The following is a 20,690-nucleotide window of genomic DNA, read 5'->3' on the forward strand; positions in this document are numbered from 1 at the left end:
GTCAACGAGCGCCTCGACGCGCCCCGCGGCGATTCCGCGCTCTGGCCCCGCGAGCGGGCGGAGCGCTGGAAACCGCCGGCGTCCGAGGAATGGATGCGCCGAGCGGCCGCGACGGGATAAGATCCGCGTGCGCGCCCGCAGTGGAAGGAGGCCCCGATGCCCACGCCCATCCGGATCGAGGTCGGTCCGCTCCGACTCCAGGGGGAGTTCAACGACACGCCATGCGCGCGCGCGATCGTCGCGCTCCTTCCCATCTCGGCAGAGCCGGACACATGGGGAGACGAGTTCTTCTTCCCGATCGGCCTCGACCATCCCCTCGAGAAGGGGGCGGCGGAGCGGGTGGAGGTGGGCGAGATCGGCTACTGGCCTCCCGGCCGCGCGCTGGCGATCTTCTTCGGGCCGACGCCCGCGAGCCAGGGATCGGAGCCGGTGGCCGCGAGCGCCGTCAATCGCGTCGGGCGCATCCTCGGCGACGCGACGGTTCTCCGCGCTCACAGGAACGCGCTCAGGATCAGGCTGGTCCGCGCGGAAGAGTGACGAGGTGGAGAAGAGGCTGCTTCGGATCGCAGCGGAGGCGCTGCGGCGCGCGCTCGCCCCGCGGGCCCGGATCCTCGAGGCCGCCTCGCCGGGGGCGAACCGGATCGACATGCTGCTCGAGCGCGGAGGCGGGGAGCCCGACAGGATCAGGCTCGTCGTCGATCTCGCTCCGTCTAGGCCTTGCATCTACCTCGCGCGACCAAGAGAGACCGTGGCGGCCGAGTTCGCGCTCGGGCGGCACCTCGCGGGGCGATGGATCGTCGGCGTCGAGCCCTCCGAAGACTCCCCCGTCCTCCGCATCCTCCTGGGCGCGGCGGGTGTCGCGGGCGTATCGGCCTCGCTCATCCTGGAGTGGCTCGGGGGGCGGCCCGACGCGATTCTTGTCGACGCGGCCGATGACCGGATCGTCGCGACGCTGAACGAACCTTCCGGCGCCCACGCGAGACGGCGCGCGCGGGGGGCGGTCTATGCGGATCCCCCCGCCCCCCACCGTCCCGCGTACGACACGGCGACGGAGGCGCAGGTCGCGTCGATTCTGGGGCAGGCGCGGGGCGCGAGCGCCGTCAGGACGCTCTGCAAGTCCTTCAGGGGTCTGCCCGACTACATCGCATTCGAGGCGGTCCGCCTGAGAGGAAGCGCCGCCGATCACCTGCGCGCCTTGGCGGCCGCGCCGGCCGATCCGGCGCTCTACGAGATTCCGGGGACGGGCGCGTCGATCGTCGGGAGCAATGGTCCCGACGGCCCGCGTCCGGACGAGCTGCCGGCCGCGTTCGTGAGCCCTATCCCGCTCGAAACCCTCCGACCCTTCCTGACGCTTCAGGGCGGGAGCATCTTCCGCCTCATGGAGAGGGCCAACGCGGCCGCGCTGCGGTCCGAAGCCGCGGCCACGGCCGCCTCCGCCATCGGACAGATCGTCGATCGCGAGAGTCGGCGGCTGGCGCGCCTGCGCGCGCGCCTCGAGGAGGAGGACGAAGAGGCGGATCTGGCGGATGAGTTCCGCCGGCAGGCGGAGGCGCTCCTCGTGCGGATCCAGGACGTTCCCCGGGGGGCGAGTCGCTTCACATGCCCGGACCCCGCGGATCCGAGCGCAGAGATCACGATCAATCTCGATCCGAGGCTCGGCGCGGCGGCGAACGCGAAGGCGCTCTTCCGGAAGGCGCGCCGTCTCGCCAGGGGCGGACCGATCCGGAAGAGACGCATGCGCGAGATCGATCAGGCGATCGCCCGGCTATCGGTCCTGCGATCGCAGATCGGAACGGATCCCGCGCCCATTCTCTCCGGCGCGGAGAGGCTCCTGCGGGAGGCGCTCGGGCCCTTCGCTCGGTCCGCGCGTCCGGCGCGTCCCGGATCGGACGCGGACGCGGGGTCGATCCGGAAGAAGCGGCGCGAGCCGAGGGATGAGGAGCGGTTCCACCCCCGCGAGTACAAGACGAGGGAAGGATGGACCGTGCTCGTTGGCCGCTCCAACGAGGAGAACGACTACCTGACGCATCGCCTCGCGCGGCCGGACGACTACTGGTTCCACGCCCACGGGTGTCCGGGGAGCCATGTGGTGCTCCGGCGCGAGAACCGCAAGAGCAATCCGAGCCGCGGAACGATCGAGGAGGCGGCTTCGATCGCCGCCTACTTCAGCAAGGCGCGCACCTCGCGCAAGGTTCCAGTCCTCTATACGCTCAAGAAGCACGTGCGCAAGCCGCGCGGGGCGCCCGCGGGGCTCGCGAGCGTGAGCCACGAGAAGACCGTGATGGCCGTTCCGAAGGAGCCTCCGGCTTCGGGAGCCGGCGAATGGGATTCGCAATGAGGACTCCGGCGCGGCTCCACCGCGCCTCGAGGCCCCGCGCCGCGGACGCGGTCAAACCGGTTTAGGTCACCTGGACCTGTGGAGGCCGCGAAGGCCCCCCCAGGTCGCGTCGATTACCGGCACCGCGTCGGGATCGTCGGTCACCCGGATGTCGTCGACGTAGAACAGCCCCTCGAGATCCTCGTCCCTGCCGATGGTGAATGTGACCCCAACCAGATCCTCGTTCGTGATCCCGATCGCCGCGTCATCGAGCACGAGCTGGCTGTCGAACCAGACATCGTAGGTGTGCCCGGTCATGTCTACGGAGAAGGCGATTGGATACGCGCGGCCGATCTCGTATTGCCCAACCTCGACGAAATCGTCATCCATGTCCTCGACGAAGACCTTGCCGTCATTGCCGAAAAGCATGGCGAGGAGGATGCTCCCCGAGCCGCTCGTGGAGAGGAAGACGCGGTACTGAATCTCGCCGGGCGACTCCGCGAACCAGAGTCTGGCCATGACGACGGCCGTGCCGCTCGAGATCCCGGCGTTCTCCAGGAAGGAGAATCTCGCGGCGCATGAGGCGCTCGCGCTCCCGTCGGCGATCTCGAGGGACGGACTCGCCATCGGGGCCGCCCGGACATAGCCGCCGGCTCCCGGGTCGACAAAGTAGGGTTCGCCGAACTCGGCGCCGCGGTGGGGAATCTGCTGATCCAGCGCCTTGTCGTTGAAGTTCGCGTTCAGGTAAATCTCCCCGTCGCTCGCCTGCGCGGCATGGATCCTGATCCCGACCATCATGAGACAGAAGAGCACGACTCCGCGTGGACGCATGCTTCGCCCCTCCACTGGCTGAGACGCCTCATTGGGGACGAGACGCCCGCCTTCGCTTCCACCCCGCTCCACCGGTTCCCGTGAGGCAACGTGACACAGTCCCGCGGGGCAGGGCGATTCTAGCTGCCACTTCAGGGCGTGTCCATATCCGACTCACCCGAACTCATCCGCGCGACATGGGACCGGGAGCATGCCCGTCGCTTGCCCCCTCCCCCCCGCCGCGCTATCGTCCCGGCAAGCGGAGGGTGACCGTCATGGATGCCATCGAGATCGTCGGCGGCCGGCAGCTATCGGGAGAGGTGGAGATCAGCGGGGCCAAGAACGCGGCGCTGCCGATCATGACCGCGGCTCTTCTGATCCCCGGCGAGACGTTGATCCGCAACATCCCGCATCTGAAGGACATCATCACGCTTCTCGACTTGCTGAAGCTCCTCGGCGTGAAGGGGGGCTACGAGGATCACTCGCTGCGGCTCGACGCGAGCGAGATCACCTCGACCGAGGCGCCCTATGAGCTCGTCAAGCAGATGCGCGCCTCGATCTACGTCCTGGGTCCGCTTCTCGCCCGGTTCGGGCGCGCGCGCGTCTCGCTTCCCGGTGGATGCGCCTGGGGTCCGCGCCCGGTCGACCTTCACATCAAGGGGATGGAGGCGCTCGGGGCCAAGATCGAACTGGAGCACGGCTACATCGTCGCCTCCTGCGAGAAGCTCCGCGGCGCGAGGATCGGCTTCGACGTCTCGAGCGTGGGGGCGACCGGCAACGTCATGATGGCGGCCACGCTCGCGGAGGGAGCGACGCTGATCGAGAACGCGGCCTGCGAGCCGGACATCGTCGCCCTCGCCGACTTCCTCGTCGCGGCCGGCGCGCGCATCGCAGGCCAGGGAACGAAGTCCATCGAGATCGAGGGGGTCGACTCCCTGCATTCCGTAGACTTCGAGAACATCCCCGACCGGATCGAGCTGGGGACCTACCTCGCCGCCGGGGCGATCACCGGGGGCCGAATCGTCTGTTCCCGCGCGCGGCCCGACCACGCCGGGATCGTCCTCGATCGCCTCGCCGACATGGGATGCGAGATCGCGGCCGAAGGCGACAGGATCCGATTGGCCGCCCCCGAGCTCCTGCGCGCCGTCGACATCCGAACGGAGGTCTACCCCGGCTTCCCGACCGACCTCCAGGCGCAGTTCATGGCGCTCCTGAGCGTGGCCAATGGAACGGGTGTCATCACCGAGACGATCTATCCCGACCGCTTCACGCACCTCCCGGAACTCGGCCGGCTGGGGGCCAGGATCACGCTGCAGGGGAACGTCGCCACCGTTCGCGGCGTCGAGTCGCTGCAGGGGACCAACGTGATGTCGACCGACATCCGCGCCTCCTCCGCCCTCATCCTCGCGGGGCTCCGCGCCGCCGGAACGACGGTCGTCTCGCGCGTCTACCACATCGATCGGGGATACGAGCGCATCGAACAGAAGCTCTCGGGCCTGGGCGCCGTCGTGCGGCGGATCAAGCTGGACGACCCGCTCGCGTGAGGCCATCCCGCGGGATCCATCCATGAGCCGACCCTGCATCATCGGCACCGCCGGCCACATCGATCACGGCAAGACCCTGCTCATCAAGATGCTGACCGGCATCGACACCGATCGGCTGAAGGAGGAGAAGGAGCGGGGCATCTCGATCGAACTCGGATTCGCCTCGCTCACCACGCCGTCGGGGATCCGCTGCGGGGTCGTGGACGTGCCGGGCCATGAGAAGTTCATCCGCAACATGCTGGCCGGCGCCGGCGGGATCGACGTCATCCTCCTCGTCATCGCCGCCGACGAGGGGGTGATGCCGCAGACCCGGGAGCACCTCGACATCGTCGATCTCCTCGGGGCGCACGACGGCGTCGTCGCCCTTACGAAGATCGATCTCGTCGAGAGCGACTGGCGGGACCTCGTCCTCGAGGACGTCCGCTCCTATCTCTCGAAGACATGCCTTGCCGCCGCTTCCGTCATCCCCGTCTCCGCGACGACGGGAGAGGGGCGCAAGGAGCTCCTCGCCGCGATCGACCGGGCAGTATCGGCCGCGGAGCTCAAGCCGCGGGGGAAGTTCACCCGGCTTCCGATCGACCGCGTCTTCGTGATGCAGGGATTCGGCACGGTCGTGACGGGAACCCTCTGGAACGGCGTTCTCAGGGAAGGAGACCGGGTCGCGATCGCCCCGCGCCAGATCGAGTCGAGGATCAAGTCGCTCGAGGTCCACGGCTCGCGCGTTTCCGAGGCGCTCGCGGGGCAGCGCGTGGCGGTCGCGCTCCATGCGGTGACCCGCGAGCAGGTGGAGCGGGGGGATTGGCTGGTCTCGGGAGAGGAGCCCGTCACCACGCGCATCGCCCACGCGCGGTTCAGGTGCGTTCCCGGGAGCCCCTACCGGGTCAAGAGCCGGATGCGCGTGCGCTTCTACCTGGGCGCGAGCGAGATCCTCGGCCGCGTCGTTCCCCTGGAGAGCGAAGAGATCGCGCCGGGCAGCGAAGGCCTCGTGCAGCTTCGCATGGAGAAGCCCCTCCTCGCGGAGCGCGGGGACCGCTTCGTCCTGCGCTCCTACTCGCCGATGCGGACGATCGGCGGGGGGACGATCCTCGAGGTCTCGGGAGCGCGCCGCCGCCGCTTCCGAGCGGAGGACATCGAGGCGCTGCGCCTCGCCGAGGAAGGGACCCTGGAGGAGCGGATCGCAGGCGCGGTCGAGGGACCGGGGCAGCTCGGTCTTGCCGAAGCGGAGCTTCCGCAGCGGCTGGGGCAACCCCCCTCCGATGTCGAGGCGGTGCTCGCTGAGATGATCGCGGCCGGGACGATGCGGCGCATCGGCCGGGGGCTGCTCGTCCTGCCTGGAGCGATCGAACAGACCGGTGCGCGGATCCGCTCGATTCTCGAGGGGCACCAGAAGGCAAACCCCCTGAGCTGGGGCATTCTCAAGAGCGAGCTCAAGAAGCGGCTCGAACGCCAGAGCCATCCCGATGTAGTCGAGGTGTGGCTCCAGGAGCGGCAGGCCGCCGGCGAGATCCATCTGCGCGACGATCGTATCCGCATCGGCGAGGGGCGCATCGACCTCTCGCCCCACCAGGAAACCCTTCGCGCCAGGATCCTCGACGATCTAGGCAAGCGCGGCTTCACCGCGCCCACGCAGAAGGAGTTCCTCGAGTCTCTCCGTTCGCCCGCCGAGGGGGAGGAGATGCTCAATCACTTGATTCGCGAGGGCGAGCTGGTCCGCATCCCTCCGGACCTTCTGCTGCCGGCCGGTCGCGTCGAGGAGATCCGGTCGCTTCTGCGGGAGCACTTCGCGCGCCAGACGGAGATGGCGGTCAGCTCGCTCAAGGAGATCCTCGCGGTCAGCCGCAAGCAGGCGGTCCCGCTTCTCGAGTGGATCGACAGACAACGATGGACCGAGCGGCGCGGGGACGTCCGGGTCGAGGGGCCGGCGCTGCGGGGCGACAGGTAGGGGGATACCATGCAAGGGCACAGGCACATCGCGATCCTGTCCACGGGGGGCACGATCGAGAAGACCTTCAACGAATCCGACGGCACCCTCGCGAACCAGCGCAGCGTGCTCGAGATCATGCTCGCCTCGCTGGTCCTGCACGGCGTGCACATCGATCGGATCCCCGTCATGAACCTCGACTCAGCGGACATGGAGGAGACCGACCAGGAGAGGATCGTCAAGGTCGCCGCCGCCTACTCGGAGTCGCACGACGGCCTCATCATCACGCACGGGACGGACCGGCTGGCCCGCACCGGCGAGATCCTCGTCGAGCGCCTGGGCGCATCGCCCAGGGTCCCGATCGTGCTGACCGGAGCGATGCGGCCCTACGAGCTGCGCACGAGCGACGCGCTGCAGAACCTGACCGAGGCGCTCCTCGCGGTCCAGGTCCTCGCCCCGGGCGTCTATGTCGTGATGCACAACACGGCCCTCCGATTCCCCGGAGTGGTGAAGGATCACAAGCGCATGACCTTCCGCAGGACCGAGGCGGGCGAGAGCCGTCAGACACCCTGAGGACGAACGACCGCAAGACCGGACGGCCATGGGACAGGAGGGCGGCCGCCCCTTGCGATCTAGACACTCAGCGCGAAGCGCGCTACGTCAACGGAGGACGAGCAGGCGCGTGGTCCTGACCGTCGTCACGCCCCCTTCCCTCACGACCGCCCTCGCGAAGTAGACTCCGCCCCCCAGGCGATGTCGCAGACCGCTGTCCCATCGATACGTGTGGGAGCCCGGAGACGCCTCGCCATCCAAGAGTACCGTGACGAGGCGTCCCGTGACGTCATAGACGGCGATCCGTGCGTGCGCGGCCCGTGGAAGATCCAGGAGGAGGACGCCGCCTCCTCCGGCTGTCGCGCTCGCGAGAAGACGCAGTTCCTTGGGGAGATCGACGGTCCCTTCCTCCGTGCCCGCCGGATCGATCTGATAGGCGAGCAGCGTCACATCGTGCTCGTTGTAGATCACGTCGAAACAGACTCCGGGCTCAAGGCACTTACCGAAGATCATGTCGAACCCGCCCTGCTTCGAGCCGTAGGTCATGACGGTGTAGCTGTCGCCGGGTTGCACGTGGTGGCCGTCAATCGCGACGACCTCCAGCGTCCCGCCGAGGACCGCCTCGCCCGTCACATCGAGGAGATCAACACTCTCGGGCGTCGTCCCGCCCAGCTCGGCAACGATCCGACCGGAGGATCCCTGCGCGTAGTTCCCCTCGATGCGAAGCGTGCCGGTCGAAGATCCCGGGGCGACCGCGCCGGCGTTGTTCACGACATTCCCCCGCACGATTCCGCTCCCACGCAGAGTGCCGAAGTCCGCCACGATCGGGTTGGGCGACTCCAGAATCCCCTCGATACGGGCCTCTCCATACGAGAACGAGCATGTGCCCGGCACGGTCCAGGTGCACCCGTCGGTGACGTTCAGCCGCCCATCGATTCGGAGGTTCCCGGTTGTCGAGAAGTCACGCCCGTGTTGAATCGTGAAGTCTCCCGCAGGACCGATTCTCGCAAACCCGGAGAGCCCGTTGCCCCCTCCGTAGTCGCGATGGATGTTGGAGTTCGGGCCGTCGAGGAGGATCGTCGCGTTTGCCGTGTCGACGGGTGCGTTGTTGAGCGCGATCGACGAGTTCGTCCGAGCGATCCAGGTGCCGCCGGTCAGGGTGCGGGAGGCATAGTTCTGGGGCGCCTGGTGTATCTGGAGCTGGGCGCCGCCCGTCGCCTCGCAGACGCTCTGGTTGTTGAAGCCGCTTGTGTCGACGCGCAGCGGCACGCCGGACACATCGGCCCGCACCGTGCCCCGGTTCAGGAACGAACAGAGGATCCGGCCCTTCCCACGAATCGTGTGATCCGCTTCTTGCGTTAGGCGGCTACCCGTGTATGAGTGGATGTAGTCGCTGTTGTCGTTCCCATTCATGAGGATCGCGCCCGTTCCGGTCAGGGAGACGTTGGTCCGCACGTCGATCCAGGCATCCCCCGCGCCGGTGTCGTTGAGTCTGATCGTGCCGTTGTTGACGAGCTGCGAGCCTCCCATGTAGAGGGTATAGCCCGTCGCGGCGTCGACCCATCCGTCCTCCACGATGGTGAGATCGGAGATCCAGCCGTTCTGGGCCTTGACGGCGGAGGATCCGCTGCGGCTGATGGTCCCCCCGACGACCTTTGCCTGGTTGTAGAGCTGGACGTTCCCGCCATCGGCGAAGATCGTCCCGCCGGCGTTCTGGAGGGTGTAGTTGTCGCGGATCTGCAGCTCGCCGCCGTTGCTGGCGCGGAGGAGTCCGTCGTTCGTCTTGTCGGATCCGGAGATTCGAAGGTAGCCGCCGCTCCGGTCGGCATCGATGGTGCCGTGGTTCACGAACCGGGCGGTAATCGCTCCGGAGCCGCGGATCGTGTGGCCGGCCTGCTGAGTCAACGTGCCGCCGCTATAGGACATGATCACGTCGCCCTGGTCCCCATTCAGCAGGATCTCCCCGCTTCCGGCGAGAGAGAGATCGACCCGGATGTCGAAGAACGAGTCGCCCGTGCCCGTGTCGTTGACCCGGATCGTCCCGTCGTTGGTCAGCGTGGATCCGAGCAGGTAGACCCCGTAGCCGCTCGGGAGGTCGACCCACCCCGTCGGCGCGATGGTGACGTTGGTGAAACGCGTGTTTCTGCTCCGCGCCACGGAGGACCCCGTCCGGTCGATCGTCCCGCCGTTGATGTAGCCGTCCTGGAAGAGGACATCCCCTCCGTCGGCCAGAATCGTCCCGCCGGCGTTCTCGATCGTGACCGAGGAGGTGTGCAGGAGGCCGCCGTTGCTCGCCCGGAACAACCCGTTGTTCGTCTTGCCGGTCGCGGAGAGACGGATGAACCCGCCGGGCCGATCCGCGTCGACCGTCCCGTAGTTGACCAACGGCGCGGTGATCCCCCCGAAGCCCCGTATCGTGTGGCCGGCCCGCTGCGTCAGCGCGTACCCGTAGTAGGACGAGATCAAGTCGTTCTCGTTGTCGCCGTTCATCACGATCGCGCCGCCGCCCGAGAGGTCCACGGGGTGGGTGATGTCGAGCGCTGCGTCGCCAGTGCCTTGCTCGTTCACCAGGATCTCGCCGTCGTTGATGAGCGTCGGGCCGTGCAGGTACAGGATGCGTCCGGTCTCGATGACCGTCCTCGCGGACGCGGTGTTCTCGATGCGGCCCCAGACCTGGGACGTCGCATTCGCTCGGAGGACGCCGTTGTTGATCAGACCTTCCGGGCCATTCGCCCAGATCAGCCGGCCTCCGAGGTTGATCGTCGCGTTCCGGTTCAGGACACGGATGCGGTCGACCCCGAAGTCCATGTCGCACGTGACCGTGAAGGAACCCGGACCGTCGGGGATGAGGGCGGACTCGCCGCCAGCGTTGGGCACGTTCTGCGGATCCCAGTTCGAGGCCGTGCCCCAGTTGCCGTCGGTCGCGATCCAGGTCATCTCCTGGGGGCTCGCTGTGCCGACAGCAAGGAGAAGGACAAGCCATGTGGGGATCAGCACCATCAAGCGTGGTCCCGGTCGTCGCGTTGACATCTCTCCATACCTCCCTAGGCACCCATGGTTGCCGCCGGTGTCTTCGATCGAGGCCCTTGCGTCCTCTGCATGGATCGTGGATTCCAACATGCCTGATTCCTCTTGCGCGCTGCGCACATCCCACTCCCCGCGAACCCAGGCCAAACCGTATGAGGAGGCGGTTACGCGGGGATTACGCGAGCCCGTCATGGCGCCCGCCGGGGGAGTCGTCGAGGAAAGGATCGTGGGCAGCGGAGTCCCCGGCACTCTCGCCCGGAGACCGGGGAACGGCTTTGAGGACAATGAGATCCCGGTGGAACCGGACTACTGGCTGCGCTCGACCAGGGCGACGCGAGGCCTGCCGGCAAGATCGGGGAGGATCTCGACCGAGCGGAAGCTCCCGCCGCCGAGCAGGGAGCGCACCGCCTCCCCCTGCGTGATCCCGATCTCGAGCGCCAGCAGGCCGCCGGGCGACAGTCGCGCGGCGGCCTGAGGAATCAACCGCTGCACGACATCAAGGCCGTCCTCGCCGCCTTCGAGGGCGGCGGCAGGCTCGTGGTCGCGGATCTCCGAGGCGAGACCCTTCATCTCCTGGCCGCTCACATAAGGCGGATTGGAGACGATGGCGTCGAACCTCTCGTCCGGGCCGATGGGGTCGAGCAGATCCCCTTCGAGGAACCGAACGCGGTCATCCAGTCCAAGGCGCACGGCGTTGCGCCGCGCCCAGACCAGCGCATCCGGGCTCTGGTCGATTCCCACGCCCGTCGCCTCCGCGAATCTCTCCATCAGAGCGAGGAGGATCGCCCCGCTGCCGGTCCCGACATCGAGGATCCGCGGGGCCGCGCCGCATCCCCCCATGCGCGCGCGCAGGCGCGTTTCGACGCGCTCGACCAGGATCTCGGTCTCGCTGCGCGGGATGAAGACGCCGGGGCCGACATCGAGCGTGAGACCCGCGAACTCCGCCGTGCCCAGCACGTACTGAAGCGGCTCGCGGGACATCCGGCGCTCGAGAAGCGCCTCGAATCTCGCGACGGCGTCGGGAGCGGGCGGGCGATCGAGGAGCCAGAGGCGGATCCGCGGAACGCCGAGCGCGGCCGCCATCAGATACTCGGCCTCGAGACGCGGATTCCCCGCCCCGATCGATTCGATCCGCGAAGCGGCTCCTCGAATCCACAGGAAGAGAGGATTGGGAAAGCCCCCGCTGTCGACCGACATCGCGATCCCGCTACTCGATCTGCGGAGCCTTCAACCGCGTCTCGTCCTCCGCCGCTTGAAGCGCGCGGACGAGGGGATCCAGGTCCCCCTCCATGACGTCGGGAAGATTGTAGAGGGTCAGCCCGATGCGGTGGTCGGTGACCCTCCCCTGCGGGAAGTTGTAGGTGCGGATCTTGGCGCTCCTGTCGCCCGTGGAGACCATGCTCCGCCGCGTCTGCGCCAGCTCGGCCTCCTGCTTCTGCCGCTGGGCGTCGAGCAACCGGGCCCTGAGAACCTTCAATGCCTTCGCCTTGTTCTTGAGCTGGCTCCTCTCGTCCTGGCACTGGACGACGATGCCGGTCGGGATGTGCTTCACCCGGACGGCCGAGTCGGTCGTGTTGACGCTCTGCCCGCCCGGCCCGGATGAGCGGAACACATCGATCTCGAGGTCCTTCTCCTCGATGCGGACATCGACTTCCTCTGCCTCGGGCAGGACCGCCACGGTGACCGCGCTCGTGTGGATCCTCCCGCTCGCCTCCGTCTCCGGAACCCTCTGGACGCGGTGCACGCCCGACTCGAACTTGAAGGTCCCGTAGGCGTCCTCGCCGTCGAGGGAGAAGATCACTTCCTTCATCCCCCCGATGCCGGTCGGATTGCTCGAGAGCTCCTCGAGGCGGAATCCCCGGTTCTCGGCGAACCGCGTGTACATGCGAAAGACGTCGCGGACGAAGAGGGCGGCCTCTTCCCCCCCGGTTCCGGCGCGGACCTCGATGATGACGTTCTTGTCGTCGTTGGGATCGCGCGGGGCCAGGAGGGACTTCAGAGTCCCCTCCCCCGCGATCAGCCGCTCGCGCGCCTCGGGAAGCTCTCCCTTGACGATCTCCTGGAGCTCGGGGTCGCTCCCGGCGAGGATCTCCTCCGCCTCGGTCACGGCGCGGGCCGCCTCGCGGTAGGCGTCCATGGCCCGCAGGATCTTCTCGAAGCGGCCGCGCTCGCGGCCGACGCGCCTCGCCTCTCGGGGATCCTGCAGCACCTTGGGGTCGCCCATCAGAAGCGTCAGCTCCTCGACGCGCGCCCGCACGTGGTCGTAGTTCTTCAGCAGCTCATCCATTGGCTCGCCTCGCGAGGAGACCGCGGCTCATCCTGGAATCCACCCGTTGGGGACGCGACGTGGAACGACCCGGGCGATGGCCCGCGGGCCTCCCCGGGTCGCGCGTGCAGCTACTGGCCTTCGGCTGGCGTCTCGGCGGGGGTCTCCATGCGATACTTGCGCCGGAATCGCTCGACGCGGCCCGCGGAGTCGACGAGCTTCTGCTTCCCCGTGTAGAACGGGTGGCAGCTGGAGCAGATCTCGACCGTGAAGTCCTTGCCCTCGGTCGAGCGGGTCTCGAGGATGCTCCCGCAGACGCAGGTGACCCGCACGCGCTTGTAATCGGGATGGATGTCCTTTTTCATTCCGCCTGAACTCCCCTAACCGTTCATCGCTTCCAGGAACTTCCGATTCGTCTTCGTCTGTTCCAACTTCGAGATGAGGAACTCCATCGCCTCGACCGGATTCATGTCGCTCAGGAATTTCCTCAGGATCCATATCTTACGCATATCGGGCTCCGGAAGCAAAAGCTCCTCTTTGCGGGTCCCGCTCCGGTTGAGGTCGATCGCGGGGAAGATCCTCTTATCCGACAACTTGCGGTCGAGGACGAGCTCCATGTTGCCCGTTCCCTTGAACTCCTCGAAGATCACGTCGTCCATCCGGCTGCCCGTCTCGATCAGGGCCGTGGCGCAGACCGTGAGGCTGCCGCCCTCCTCGATGTTCCTCGCCGCCCCGAAGAACCGCTTGGGCCGGTGCAGGGCGTTGGCGTCGACTCCGCCCGAGAGGATCTTGCCGCTGTGGGGCACGACCGTGTTGTAGGCGCGGGCGAGGCGCGTGATCGAGTCGAGCAGGATGACGACGTCGCGCTTGTGCTCGACGAGCCGGCGGGCCTTCTCGATCACCATCTCGGCGACCTGGACGTGCCGCTCCGCGGGCTCGTCGAAGGTCGAGCTGATGACCTCCGCCTGGACCGAGCGCTCCATGTCGGTCACTTCCTCGGGGCGCTCGTCGATCAGGAGAACGATCAGAACGACCTCGGGATGGTTCTCGGTGATGGAGTTGGCGATCTTCTGGAGGATCATCGTCTTTCCGGCCTTTGGCGGCGAAACGATGAGCCCGCGCTGTCCCTTGCCGATCGGAGCGAGGAGATCGATGATCCGGGTCGAGATGTCCCGGTTCTTCATCTCCAGGTTCAGCTTCGCCATCGGATAGAGGGGCGTCAGGTTGTCGAAGAGGGTCTTGTCCTTCGCCGCCTCCGGCCCCTCGAAGTTCACCGCCTCGACGCGCAGGAGCGCGAAGTAGCGCTCCCCGTCCTTCGGGGGACGCACCTGGCCCGACACCGTGTCGCCGGTGCGAAGGTCGAATCGCTTGATCTGGGACGGCGAGACGTAGATGTCGTCCGCGCTCGGCAGGTAGTTGTAGTCCACCGAGCGGAGGAACCCGTACCCTTCCGGGAGGATCTCCAGCACCCCCTCGGCGAAGATGAGCCCGCTCTTGTTGGTCTGCGCCTCGAGGATCTTGAACATCAGGTCCTGCTTGCGCAGCCCGCTGATCCCCTGGATGCCCAGCTCCTGCGCGGCCTTGACGAGCTCCTGGATCGTCTTGCGCTTCATCTGGGCGATGTCCATCTGAACGGCGTCCTTGCGGGCGCGGCGCTCGGCCGTCCCGATCACCTGCTCGTCGGAGGACGAACGAGGATCTTCTGGCTCGTGATTCTGTTCTCTCACTTAGCGTTGAACCTCAGCGGCGATCTCGGCCGCGTCTAATCCCTGAAACTCTGGATGGATGACAGCCTCTCGGAAACGGGCTGGAATCTCCTCAACGAAGCTTGAAGTAGTCCTGGGAGGGAACAGGGGGTCGTTCTTCCTCCGGCATCCCACCTAGAAGGCTACGTTCACACCTCTGGCCTGTCAACGAAAAAGCGCCGGGCGGCACTTCCAGCGTCCTCGATGGGACGCCTGCGGCTCTCCTCGAGCCCCCGCCTGCTCGCGGGGAATCCCCTCTCGACCTCTCGCGTCCATTCGGTCACGAACTCGCCGCCGCGGATCTCATCCAGTACTTCGTCAAGAGCATGACGGACCTTCGCATCAATCAATCTCGGCCCCCGGGTCAAGTCTCCATAGAGAGCCAGGCTGCTGATCCGCTCCCGCATCCCCGCGATCCCGAAGCGGCTGATCATCTCGGCCGTCAACCCGATTTGCTGAACGCATTCCATGTATGCCAGGACCGGATCGTACCCCTTCGCGACGAGCGTCTCCCAGGCCGCCTGAACCAGGGCGGCCAGGCCCCCGCAGAGGACGGCCTGCTCGCCGAAGAGGTCCATCTCCGCCTCCTCGGCTACGCTCGCATCGAGCAACGAGCGTGCCGAGCATCCGGCGGCAACAGCATAGGCCCGGGCCCGCTCCCGGGCATGCCCGCTCCCGTCCCTGTGGACGGCGATCAGCGCCGGCAACCCTCCAGGGCGGCCGCCCGCGCGCAGGGCCGTCCCCGGCCCGTAGGGCGACACGAGGACGACATCCCATTCCTCTCGAAGCGCCGGCTCGGCGAAGCGCAATGTGAAACCATGCGCCAGGACGATCACCTGCGGGCGCGACGAGAGCGCCATCCGTGCGAAGAGCGGGACGTGTGTTTCGTCGGGCGTCAACAGAGCGATGAGATCGCACTCATGCGCGAGGTCCCCCGGATCGTCGACCGGGAATCCATCCCCGGCCGCGGCGGAGGCCGAGAAGCCGCCCGGCCGCGCGCCGACGCGCACCCGATAGCCCGAATCGCGGAGATTCATGGCCTGGGCGCGACCCTGATTGCCGTAGCCGAGTATTCCGAGTGTCCAGTCACGCATGGGAATCGAATGCGGCGGTCAAGCGGGAGGAGTCAGTCTCAGGGAGAGTCTCTCCGGGCGCGGGCCTCAGGCGGCGAGGCGGCCGGGCCGCATACGGCCGGGCCGCCGCATCCTGGCCGCACCCTACTTTCCGGTCTCGCCTTCCGCCGTCTCCTTCTGCGGCTTGAAGCCCATCTCGTACTTGTACTCGCCCCGGATGAACGCCAGGGCTTTCCCGCGCGTCCAGAAGAACCAGCACATGTAGTCGGCTCCTCCGGCGTCCGTGAAGGTCCGCACATCCTCCGGCTTCCCCTCCTCGCGGTACTTCCGCATCGCGTCGGAGGTCGTGCCGTACTTCTCCACCTCCGCCTTGAAGGCGTCGGCGGCAACAACGGTCCCGGACTTGAGCGCCCGCGAGAAGACGAGGCCCGCGACGCGCTCCGCCTTCTTCCCCTGGCAATCGAGAAGCCGGCCGACGATGTCGTAGTAGCGCCCCTCTTTGGGATTGATGTCCAGCAGGCGCTTGGCCAGGGCGACGCCGGGGTCGCAGTTCCTGAGCTCGTAGTAGAGGGAGGCCGCGTTGTAGAGCGCGTCCTGGTCCTCGGGCTTGTAGGTCAGGGTCTTCTCGAAGTACTCGATGGCCTTCGCGTAGCTGCCCTTCTTCTGCGCCGTGTCGGCCTCGGCGAGCTGGTAGTAGACGACACCGAGGGAGTAGAGCAGGTCGGGATCGTTGCTTCTGAGACTCTCCGCTTCGCTGTAGAACTTGATCGCGTCGGTGTAGCCCTCCTTCGTCCCCTTCTCGGCGGCCTGGTCGCCCAGACTGCGAAACTGGTCGAAGAGGATCTGGCCCGCCCTCGAGTCCTGCGCGGGGGAGAGCCGCTGCGCCTCCTTGAGCGACACGAGGCCCGAGTCGACCTGGCCCAGGTTGAAGTAGCAGACTCCCATGTTCCGCGGCGTCTCTTCCTTCGAGCCATTGAACACGCGCGCCTTCTTGAACTGGTTCAGCGCGAACCTGAAGTTCTTCCTCGCCTCGTCGGATTTGTCGATCGCGCGCGCGTCCTGCGCCGCCTTGGCGTACGAGAGGCCCTCGTTGTGCCGAACGCTCCAGTAGTGGTCCATCGCGTTCTCGACATCCTTCGACGCCAGCTCTTTCTTGGCGGGCAAGGCGACTTCGACCGACTTGTCGAACGACTCCTTCGCCTTCATCGTGCTATCGAGCTCGGCGTAGCTCTTGCCAAGCCAGAAGTAGGCCTCTGAGTTCTGCGGCTCCTGCTCGATCGCCTTCAAGAGCGTCTCGCGGGCCCGTTCATACCTCTTCTGGTCGAAGTGGAGGATCCCGCCGCTCAGGTTCGGGTTCTTGCAGCTCGTCGTGACGGCCAGAACAATGAAAACCGAGAGGAGGATTCCGAAGGAAATCCGTCGCATGACCCAGCCCCCCATCAATCCCTGAATTAGTGACACCCCAGCCACACCCAGAGAATCTAGGATCCCGCCGGCGGAGTGTCAAGGCGGCTCGGGCGCGTGCGCGCCGGCGTCACGCTACAGCGTCCGGATCGGGTCCACGTCCATGTGAAGGCGAACCCCTCGCGTGCCTGCGGGACCCTTGATCTCCATGGCCTGCCGGGCCAATCGATGAAGCGCTTCGCTCCCGCTTCCCTTGAGAGTCAGGTGCCACCGGTAACGCCCTTCGAGGCGCGTGAGGAACATCGGCGCAGGCCCCAGGATCGCGATCCCGGCGCGCCGCGCGGCCGATCCGATGTCGGCCGCGAGCGCCTCGGCCCGCTGCCTCACCCTCTCTTCATTCCTGCCGTCGAAGAGCAGGTGGATCATCCGGGCGAAGGGCGGAAACCCGAGCGACTCGCGATGGGCCAGCTCGGCTCGGGCGAAGCCCTCGTAGTCCCCCGCCGCGACGCCGCGGATCACGTAGTGTTCCGGGAGCATCGTCTGCAAGACCACCTCGCCCGCGACCTCGCGGCGCCCCGCGCGCCCCGCGACCTGCGTCAGAACCTGGTAGGCGCGTTCGGCCGCGCGCAGCTCGGGAAGGGCCATCTCCCGATCGGCCTGCAGGATCCCCACGAGCGTCACGCGCGGAAAGTCGAGCCCCTTCGCCACCATCTGCGTCCCGAGCAGGATGTCGACCTCTCCCGACTCCACCGCCGCGAGCGCGCGCGCATGGCTTCCGCGCCGCCGCGTCGCGTCCGCGTCCATGCGCAGGAGCCGTGCGCGCGGAAAGAGTTCGGCGAGGCGCTCCTCGAGCTTCTGCGTTCCCACTCCTCCATAGAAGAGCCTGCCGCTCCCGCACGCCGCGCACGCGTCCGGCTTTCCTCGCACGAGCCCGCAGTGGTGACAGCGGAGGTCGCTCGTCACGCGGTGATAGGTGAGGACGACATCGCATCGGCTGCAGCGGATCATCTCTCCGCAATCGTTGCACTGCACCATCGTCGAGTGTCCACGGCGATTCAGGAAGAGGATCGTCTGCTCGTTCGCCCTCAGGCGCTCGAGCGTCTTCTGCACGAGGCATCCCGAGAAGAGGGGGATCGGTCCACCGGATGACGGAAGTCCAGGGTCCCGACGCAGATCGACGACGTGGAGTTTCGGCGGCCGCGTGTCTCCGAATCTGCGCGTCAGGACATGGACCTGGAACTTGCTCTTCTTCGCGTTCCACCAGGCCTCCAGGCTCGGCGTCGCCGTCCCGAGAACCGCGAGGGCCCCCGCGTTGCGCGCCCGCACGATCGCGACGTCCCTCCCGTTGTAGCGCGGCGACTCCTCTTGCTTGTAGGCGGGCTCCTGCTCCTCGTCGATCACCACCAAGCGGAGATCCGGCAGCGGGACGAAGACGGCCGAGCGCGCCCCGACGACGATCTTGATCTCCCCGCGCCGCGCCTTCTCCCATGTCTCGCGGCGCCTCCTCGCCCCGACCTGCGAATGGTAGAGGCCGACGAGGTTCCCGAACCTCCTCCGTACACGGGCCAGGATCTGCGTCGCGATCCCGATCTCCGGCTCCAGGAGGAGGACGGACCCGCCCTGATCGAGGACGCGCGCCGCCAGGGCCATGTAGATCTCGGTCTTCCCCGATCCGGCGACCCCGTGAACCAGATGGACGGCGAAGCCTCCGCGGTCGAGTTCCTCCTGAAGGGATCGGACGATCGCCGCCTGCTCGGGCGCCAGAACGGGATGCTCCTCGGACGGCCCGGCCGCGCAGCTCTCCGCCTGCGTGTCTGCGGGCTTCTCGGCGCGCTTTCTCCGGGCCCGCCGCGGAGTGGGGCCGAGCGGAGCCGCGGCCTCGAGAACCTCCCCCCAGGAAGCGAGGTAGTACTCGGAGACCCAGCGCGTCAGCTCGAGGATGTCGCCGGCGAAGAGCGGCTCGATGGGATCAGGGCCTCCGAGCGGCCGCAGCCTCTCGGGCGCCGGCCCCGCGTGCACGCGAACGACGTAGCCGCGCGTCCGGCGGCGGCCGAGAGCGACCGCGACTCGCTGTCCGGGGACGATCGCGCCGCGCATCTCCTCGGGAATCAGGTAGGTGAACAGCGTCGAGACCGCGACGGGGACCGCAACATCGGCCAGATGAGGCTCGCCGCTCATGGGGCATAGGATGCCGCAATCGTCTCTCCAGGTCGAGCGCGGATGGCGGCTTCGACAGCGTCGATCCGGCCGGATTCCCAGGGCCGCGGAGGGGCGATGCGGGGAGCAGGGAATCCCGCTCCGCCGACATTCAGAGTTCGTCCAACGGGCTCGAGATGCCAGGCGGGAGAGCCGGGATCACATGCGTGTAGATCATCGTCGTCTCGACGCTCTTGTGACCCAGAAGCTCCTGGAGACGCCGGATGTCAATCCCCCTTCCCAGCATCTGTGTCGCAAAGCTGTGACGAAGGACGTGCGGACTAGCGGGTTTCGTGATCTCAGCCTTTCGCACCGCGGTCTTCATCGCCTTTTGCAGAGTCGCCGGCGCGACATGCCAGCGGTGGATCGCGAGCGCCTTCCGATCCGGCACGAACTTCGAGGAGGGAAAGACGAACTGCCAGCCCCATTCGGTTCCCGCATTCGGGTACTTCAGGCGAAGGGCTCCTGGAAGCGGCGCGACACCCGCTCCGGCCGCGAGATCGCGTTCATGGAGCGCTCTTACCCTGTCGAGATGCTTGCGCAAGGCCGGCTGTGTCCGCCGGGGCAGCAAGGTCACCCGATCCTTGTCCCCTTTGCCAGAACGCACGGTGATCGTGCCATTGCTGAAATCGATGTCCTTTACGCGCAGCAGAACCAGCTCGCTCAGCCGAAGGCCGCTTCCATAGAGAAGCTCAATCATGATGCGCGGCGTGCCTTGGAGCTCTGCGAGAACCGCCCGGACCTCGTCCTCCGATAGGACGACAGGGAGCTTCCGGCCGCGGCGCGCGCGAACCGTCGAGGCCATGTCCCCCAGCTCGACGCGGAGAACGTGGCGGTGCAGGAAGAGGATCGCGTTGAATGCCTGATTCTGAGTTGAAGCGGCGACATTGCGGCGGGTGGCCAAGTGGCTGAGGAACGCTTTCGCGTCCGCGGGCCCAGGAGCGATGCACTCTCCGTTGGAGCCGACATAGCGCAGGTAGCGACGCGCCCAGCCCAGGTAGGCGCGTTGGGTTCGCGGCGAGTAGTGACGCAGGCGCAAGAGATCCTGCATCTCGCGCAAGGTTGCCGATTGGTCCCGTAGTTCCCCGGGGGGCGGCGGCGCCGGCGGCGTCAGCGGCGCTGGCTGAGTCGGCGGTGCCGGCGGCGCCGCGCAGTCCTCGGCCGAAGCCCCTCGGAACTGACCGTGGTAGAGATTCACGGCGTCAGCCGCCTGTCGGATCTGCCAGTCGGGCGTCTCTCCGCGACCGAGGTCCTCGAGGAAGACCCGAAGCGTGTCCGACCAGGTCTCGTGGGGGCGCGACGCCGACAGGCGCAGGAATCGCTCGACCCAACGCACGAGGTACGGGATCCGGTGCTGAGGCGCGATGCGCTTCCGGTGGAGCCAAACAGTGAAGTCACCTCGCCATGCGTTCCGGGCGCCCGCTATTTCGTTGTGAGCCATAGGATTTCCTGTGGCGCCATTCCGGACCGACGCTCGCCGGATGTCCGACGAACAGGGTATTGCCGACCATATGCTGACGGCAGTGGTTTCCCGATACCCGCTCCCGTCGCGCCATCCCGTTCGCCGCAACATCCACATATCAGGGTATTGCCCTCGTTATCCACGCCTCGTCTGCGTCCCCATCAGTCGACAGGCCTGGCTTTCACCGCTCGATCCGGCTATATTCGTGCACGTTACGTGCCACCTGACTGGGGGTTGCTGATCATGCGTGCGGCACTGCGAGGACTACTCCGACACGTCCGCCAGAACAGCGCGACCGAGATACTCGGCCAGGTGGATAATCATATTGTTCGCCAAACGCATCGATGAGGAAGCGCCAACCACGGCGTCTTCG

Annotated in this window: 15 protein-coding genes; 5 read left to right on the top strand and 10 right to left on the bottom strand. The window is 67.2% G+C overall.

Translation table 11 applies throughout. The features are described 5' to 3' along the window. The first annotated feature begins 156 nt into the window (after window positions 1-156). Window positions 157-537 (top strand): hypothetical protein, encoded by a 381-nt coding sequence (locus tag FJY88_05705; protein MBM3286828.1) that lies wholly within the window; start codon window positions 157-159, stop codon window positions 535-537. A 4-nt stretch (window positions 538-541) separates the two neighbouring features. Beyond that, entirely contained in the window at window positions 542-2,338 is a 1,797-nt protein-coding gene (locus FJY88_05710) for a DUF814 domain-containing protein (GenBank protein MBM3286829.1), read from the top strand. Window positions 2,339-2,404: 66 nt separating this feature from the next. On the opposite strand, the gene FJY88_05715 is transcribed toward FJY88_05710, so the two are convergent. Next, complete coding sequence (locus tag FJY88_05715) at window positions 2,405-3,148, bottom strand: hypothetical protein (GenBank protein MBM3286830.1); 744 nt, start codon at window positions 3,146-3,148, stop codon at window positions 2,405-2,407. A 254-nt stretch (window positions 3,149-3,402) separates the two neighbouring features. Between FJY88_05715 and murA the strand changes: the two genes are divergently transcribed. The 3 genes from murA to FJY88_05730 are packed head-to-tail and all read left to right on the top strand — an operon-like array spanning window position 3,403 to window position 7,165. Continuing rightward, window positions 3,403-4,671 carry a UDP-N-acetylglucosamine 1-carboxyvinyltransferase gene (gene murA, locus FJY88_05720; protein ID MBM3286831.1) on the top strand — a complete coding sequence of 423 codons (1,269 nt, stop codon included), beginning with the start codon at window positions 3,403-3,405 and terminating at the stop codon, window positions 4,669-4,671. A 22-nt stretch (window positions 4,672-4,693) separates the two neighbouring features. Then, complete coding sequence (gene selB, locus FJY88_05725) at window positions 4,694-6,613, top strand: selenocysteine-specific translation elongation factor (GenBank protein ID MBM3286832.1); 1,920 nt, start codon at window positions 4,694-4,696, stop codon at window positions 6,611-6,613. Between the two features lie 9 nt (window positions 6,614-6,622). Further along, window positions 6,623-7,165, top strand: coding sequence for an asparaginase (locus FJY88_05730; GenBank protein ID MBM3286833.1), 543 nt, complete (start codon window positions 6,623-6,625; stop codon window positions 7,163-7,165). Between the two features lie 87 nt (window positions 7,166-7,252). On the opposite strand, the gene FJY88_05735 is transcribed toward FJY88_05730, so the two are convergent. The 9 genes from FJY88_05735 to FJY88_05775 all read right to left on the bottom strand — a co-directional run bounded on the left by FJY88_05735 (window position 7,253) and on the right by FJY88_05775 (window position 19,906). After that, window positions 7,253-10,174: a hypothetical protein gene (locus FJY88_05735; protein MBM3286834.1), complete on the bottom strand. Its 2,922-nt coding sequence runs from the start codon at window positions 10,172-10,174 to the stop codon at window positions 7,253-7,255. Between the two features lie 303 nt (window positions 10,175-10,477). After that, window positions 10,478-11,368, bottom strand: a complete 891-nt coding sequence (gene prmC / locus FJY88_05740) for a peptide chain release factor N(5)-glutamine methyltransferase (GenBank protein ID MBM3286835.1) — start codon at window positions 11,366-11,368, stop codon at window positions 10,478-10,480. A 10-nt stretch (window positions 11,369-11,378) separates the two neighbouring features. After that, window positions 11,379-12,458, bottom strand: coding sequence for a peptide chain release factor 1 (gene prfA / locus FJY88_05745; GenBank protein MBM3286836.1), 1,080 nt, complete (start codon window positions 12,456-12,458; stop codon window positions 11,379-11,381). A 110-nt stretch (window positions 12,459-12,568) separates the two neighbouring features. Then, window positions 12,569-12,802: a 50S ribosomal protein L31 gene (gene rpmE, locus FJY88_05750; GenBank protein MBM3286837.1), complete on the bottom strand. Its 234-nt coding sequence runs from the start codon at window positions 12,800-12,802 to the stop codon at window positions 12,569-12,571. A gap of 15 nt (window positions 12,803-12,817) precedes the next feature. Beyond that, window positions 12,818-14,065, bottom strand: coding sequence for a transcription termination factor Rho (gene rho, locus FJY88_05755; protein ID MBM3286838.1), 1,248 nt, complete (start codon window positions 14,063-14,065; stop codon window positions 12,818-12,820). 266 nt (window positions 14,066-14,331) lie between these two features. Continuing rightward, window positions 14,332-15,276, bottom strand: coding sequence for a ketol-acid reductoisomerase (gene ilvC, locus FJY88_05760; protein ID MBM3286839.1), 945 nt, complete (start codon window positions 15,274-15,276; stop codon window positions 14,332-14,334). 123 nt (window positions 15,277-15,399) lie between these two features. Further along, a complete protein-coding gene (locus FJY88_05765; protein MBM3286840.1) occupies window positions 15,400-16,716 on the bottom strand; it encodes a tetratricopeptide repeat protein in 1,317 nt (438 codons plus the stop codon). 78 nt (window positions 16,717-16,794) lie between these two features. Then, window positions 16,795-18,837: a primosomal protein N' gene (gene priA / locus FJY88_05770; protein MBM3286841.1), complete on the bottom strand. Its 2,043-nt coding sequence runs from the start codon at window positions 18,835-18,837 to the stop codon at window positions 16,795-16,797. Between the two features lie 130 nt (window positions 18,838-18,967). After that, window positions 18,968-19,906: an integron integrase gene (locus tag FJY88_05775; GenBank protein ID MBM3286842.1), complete on the bottom strand. Its 939-nt coding sequence runs from the start codon at window positions 19,904-19,906 to the stop codon at window positions 18,968-18,970. Window positions 19,907-20,690 lie beyond the last annotated feature (784 nt).

Source organism: Candidatus Eisenbacteria bacterium (genome assembly GCA_016867495.1).
In the GTDB taxonomy this organism is placed as follows: Bacteria; Eisenbacteria; RBG-16-71-46; order CAIMUX01; family VGJL01; genus VGJL01.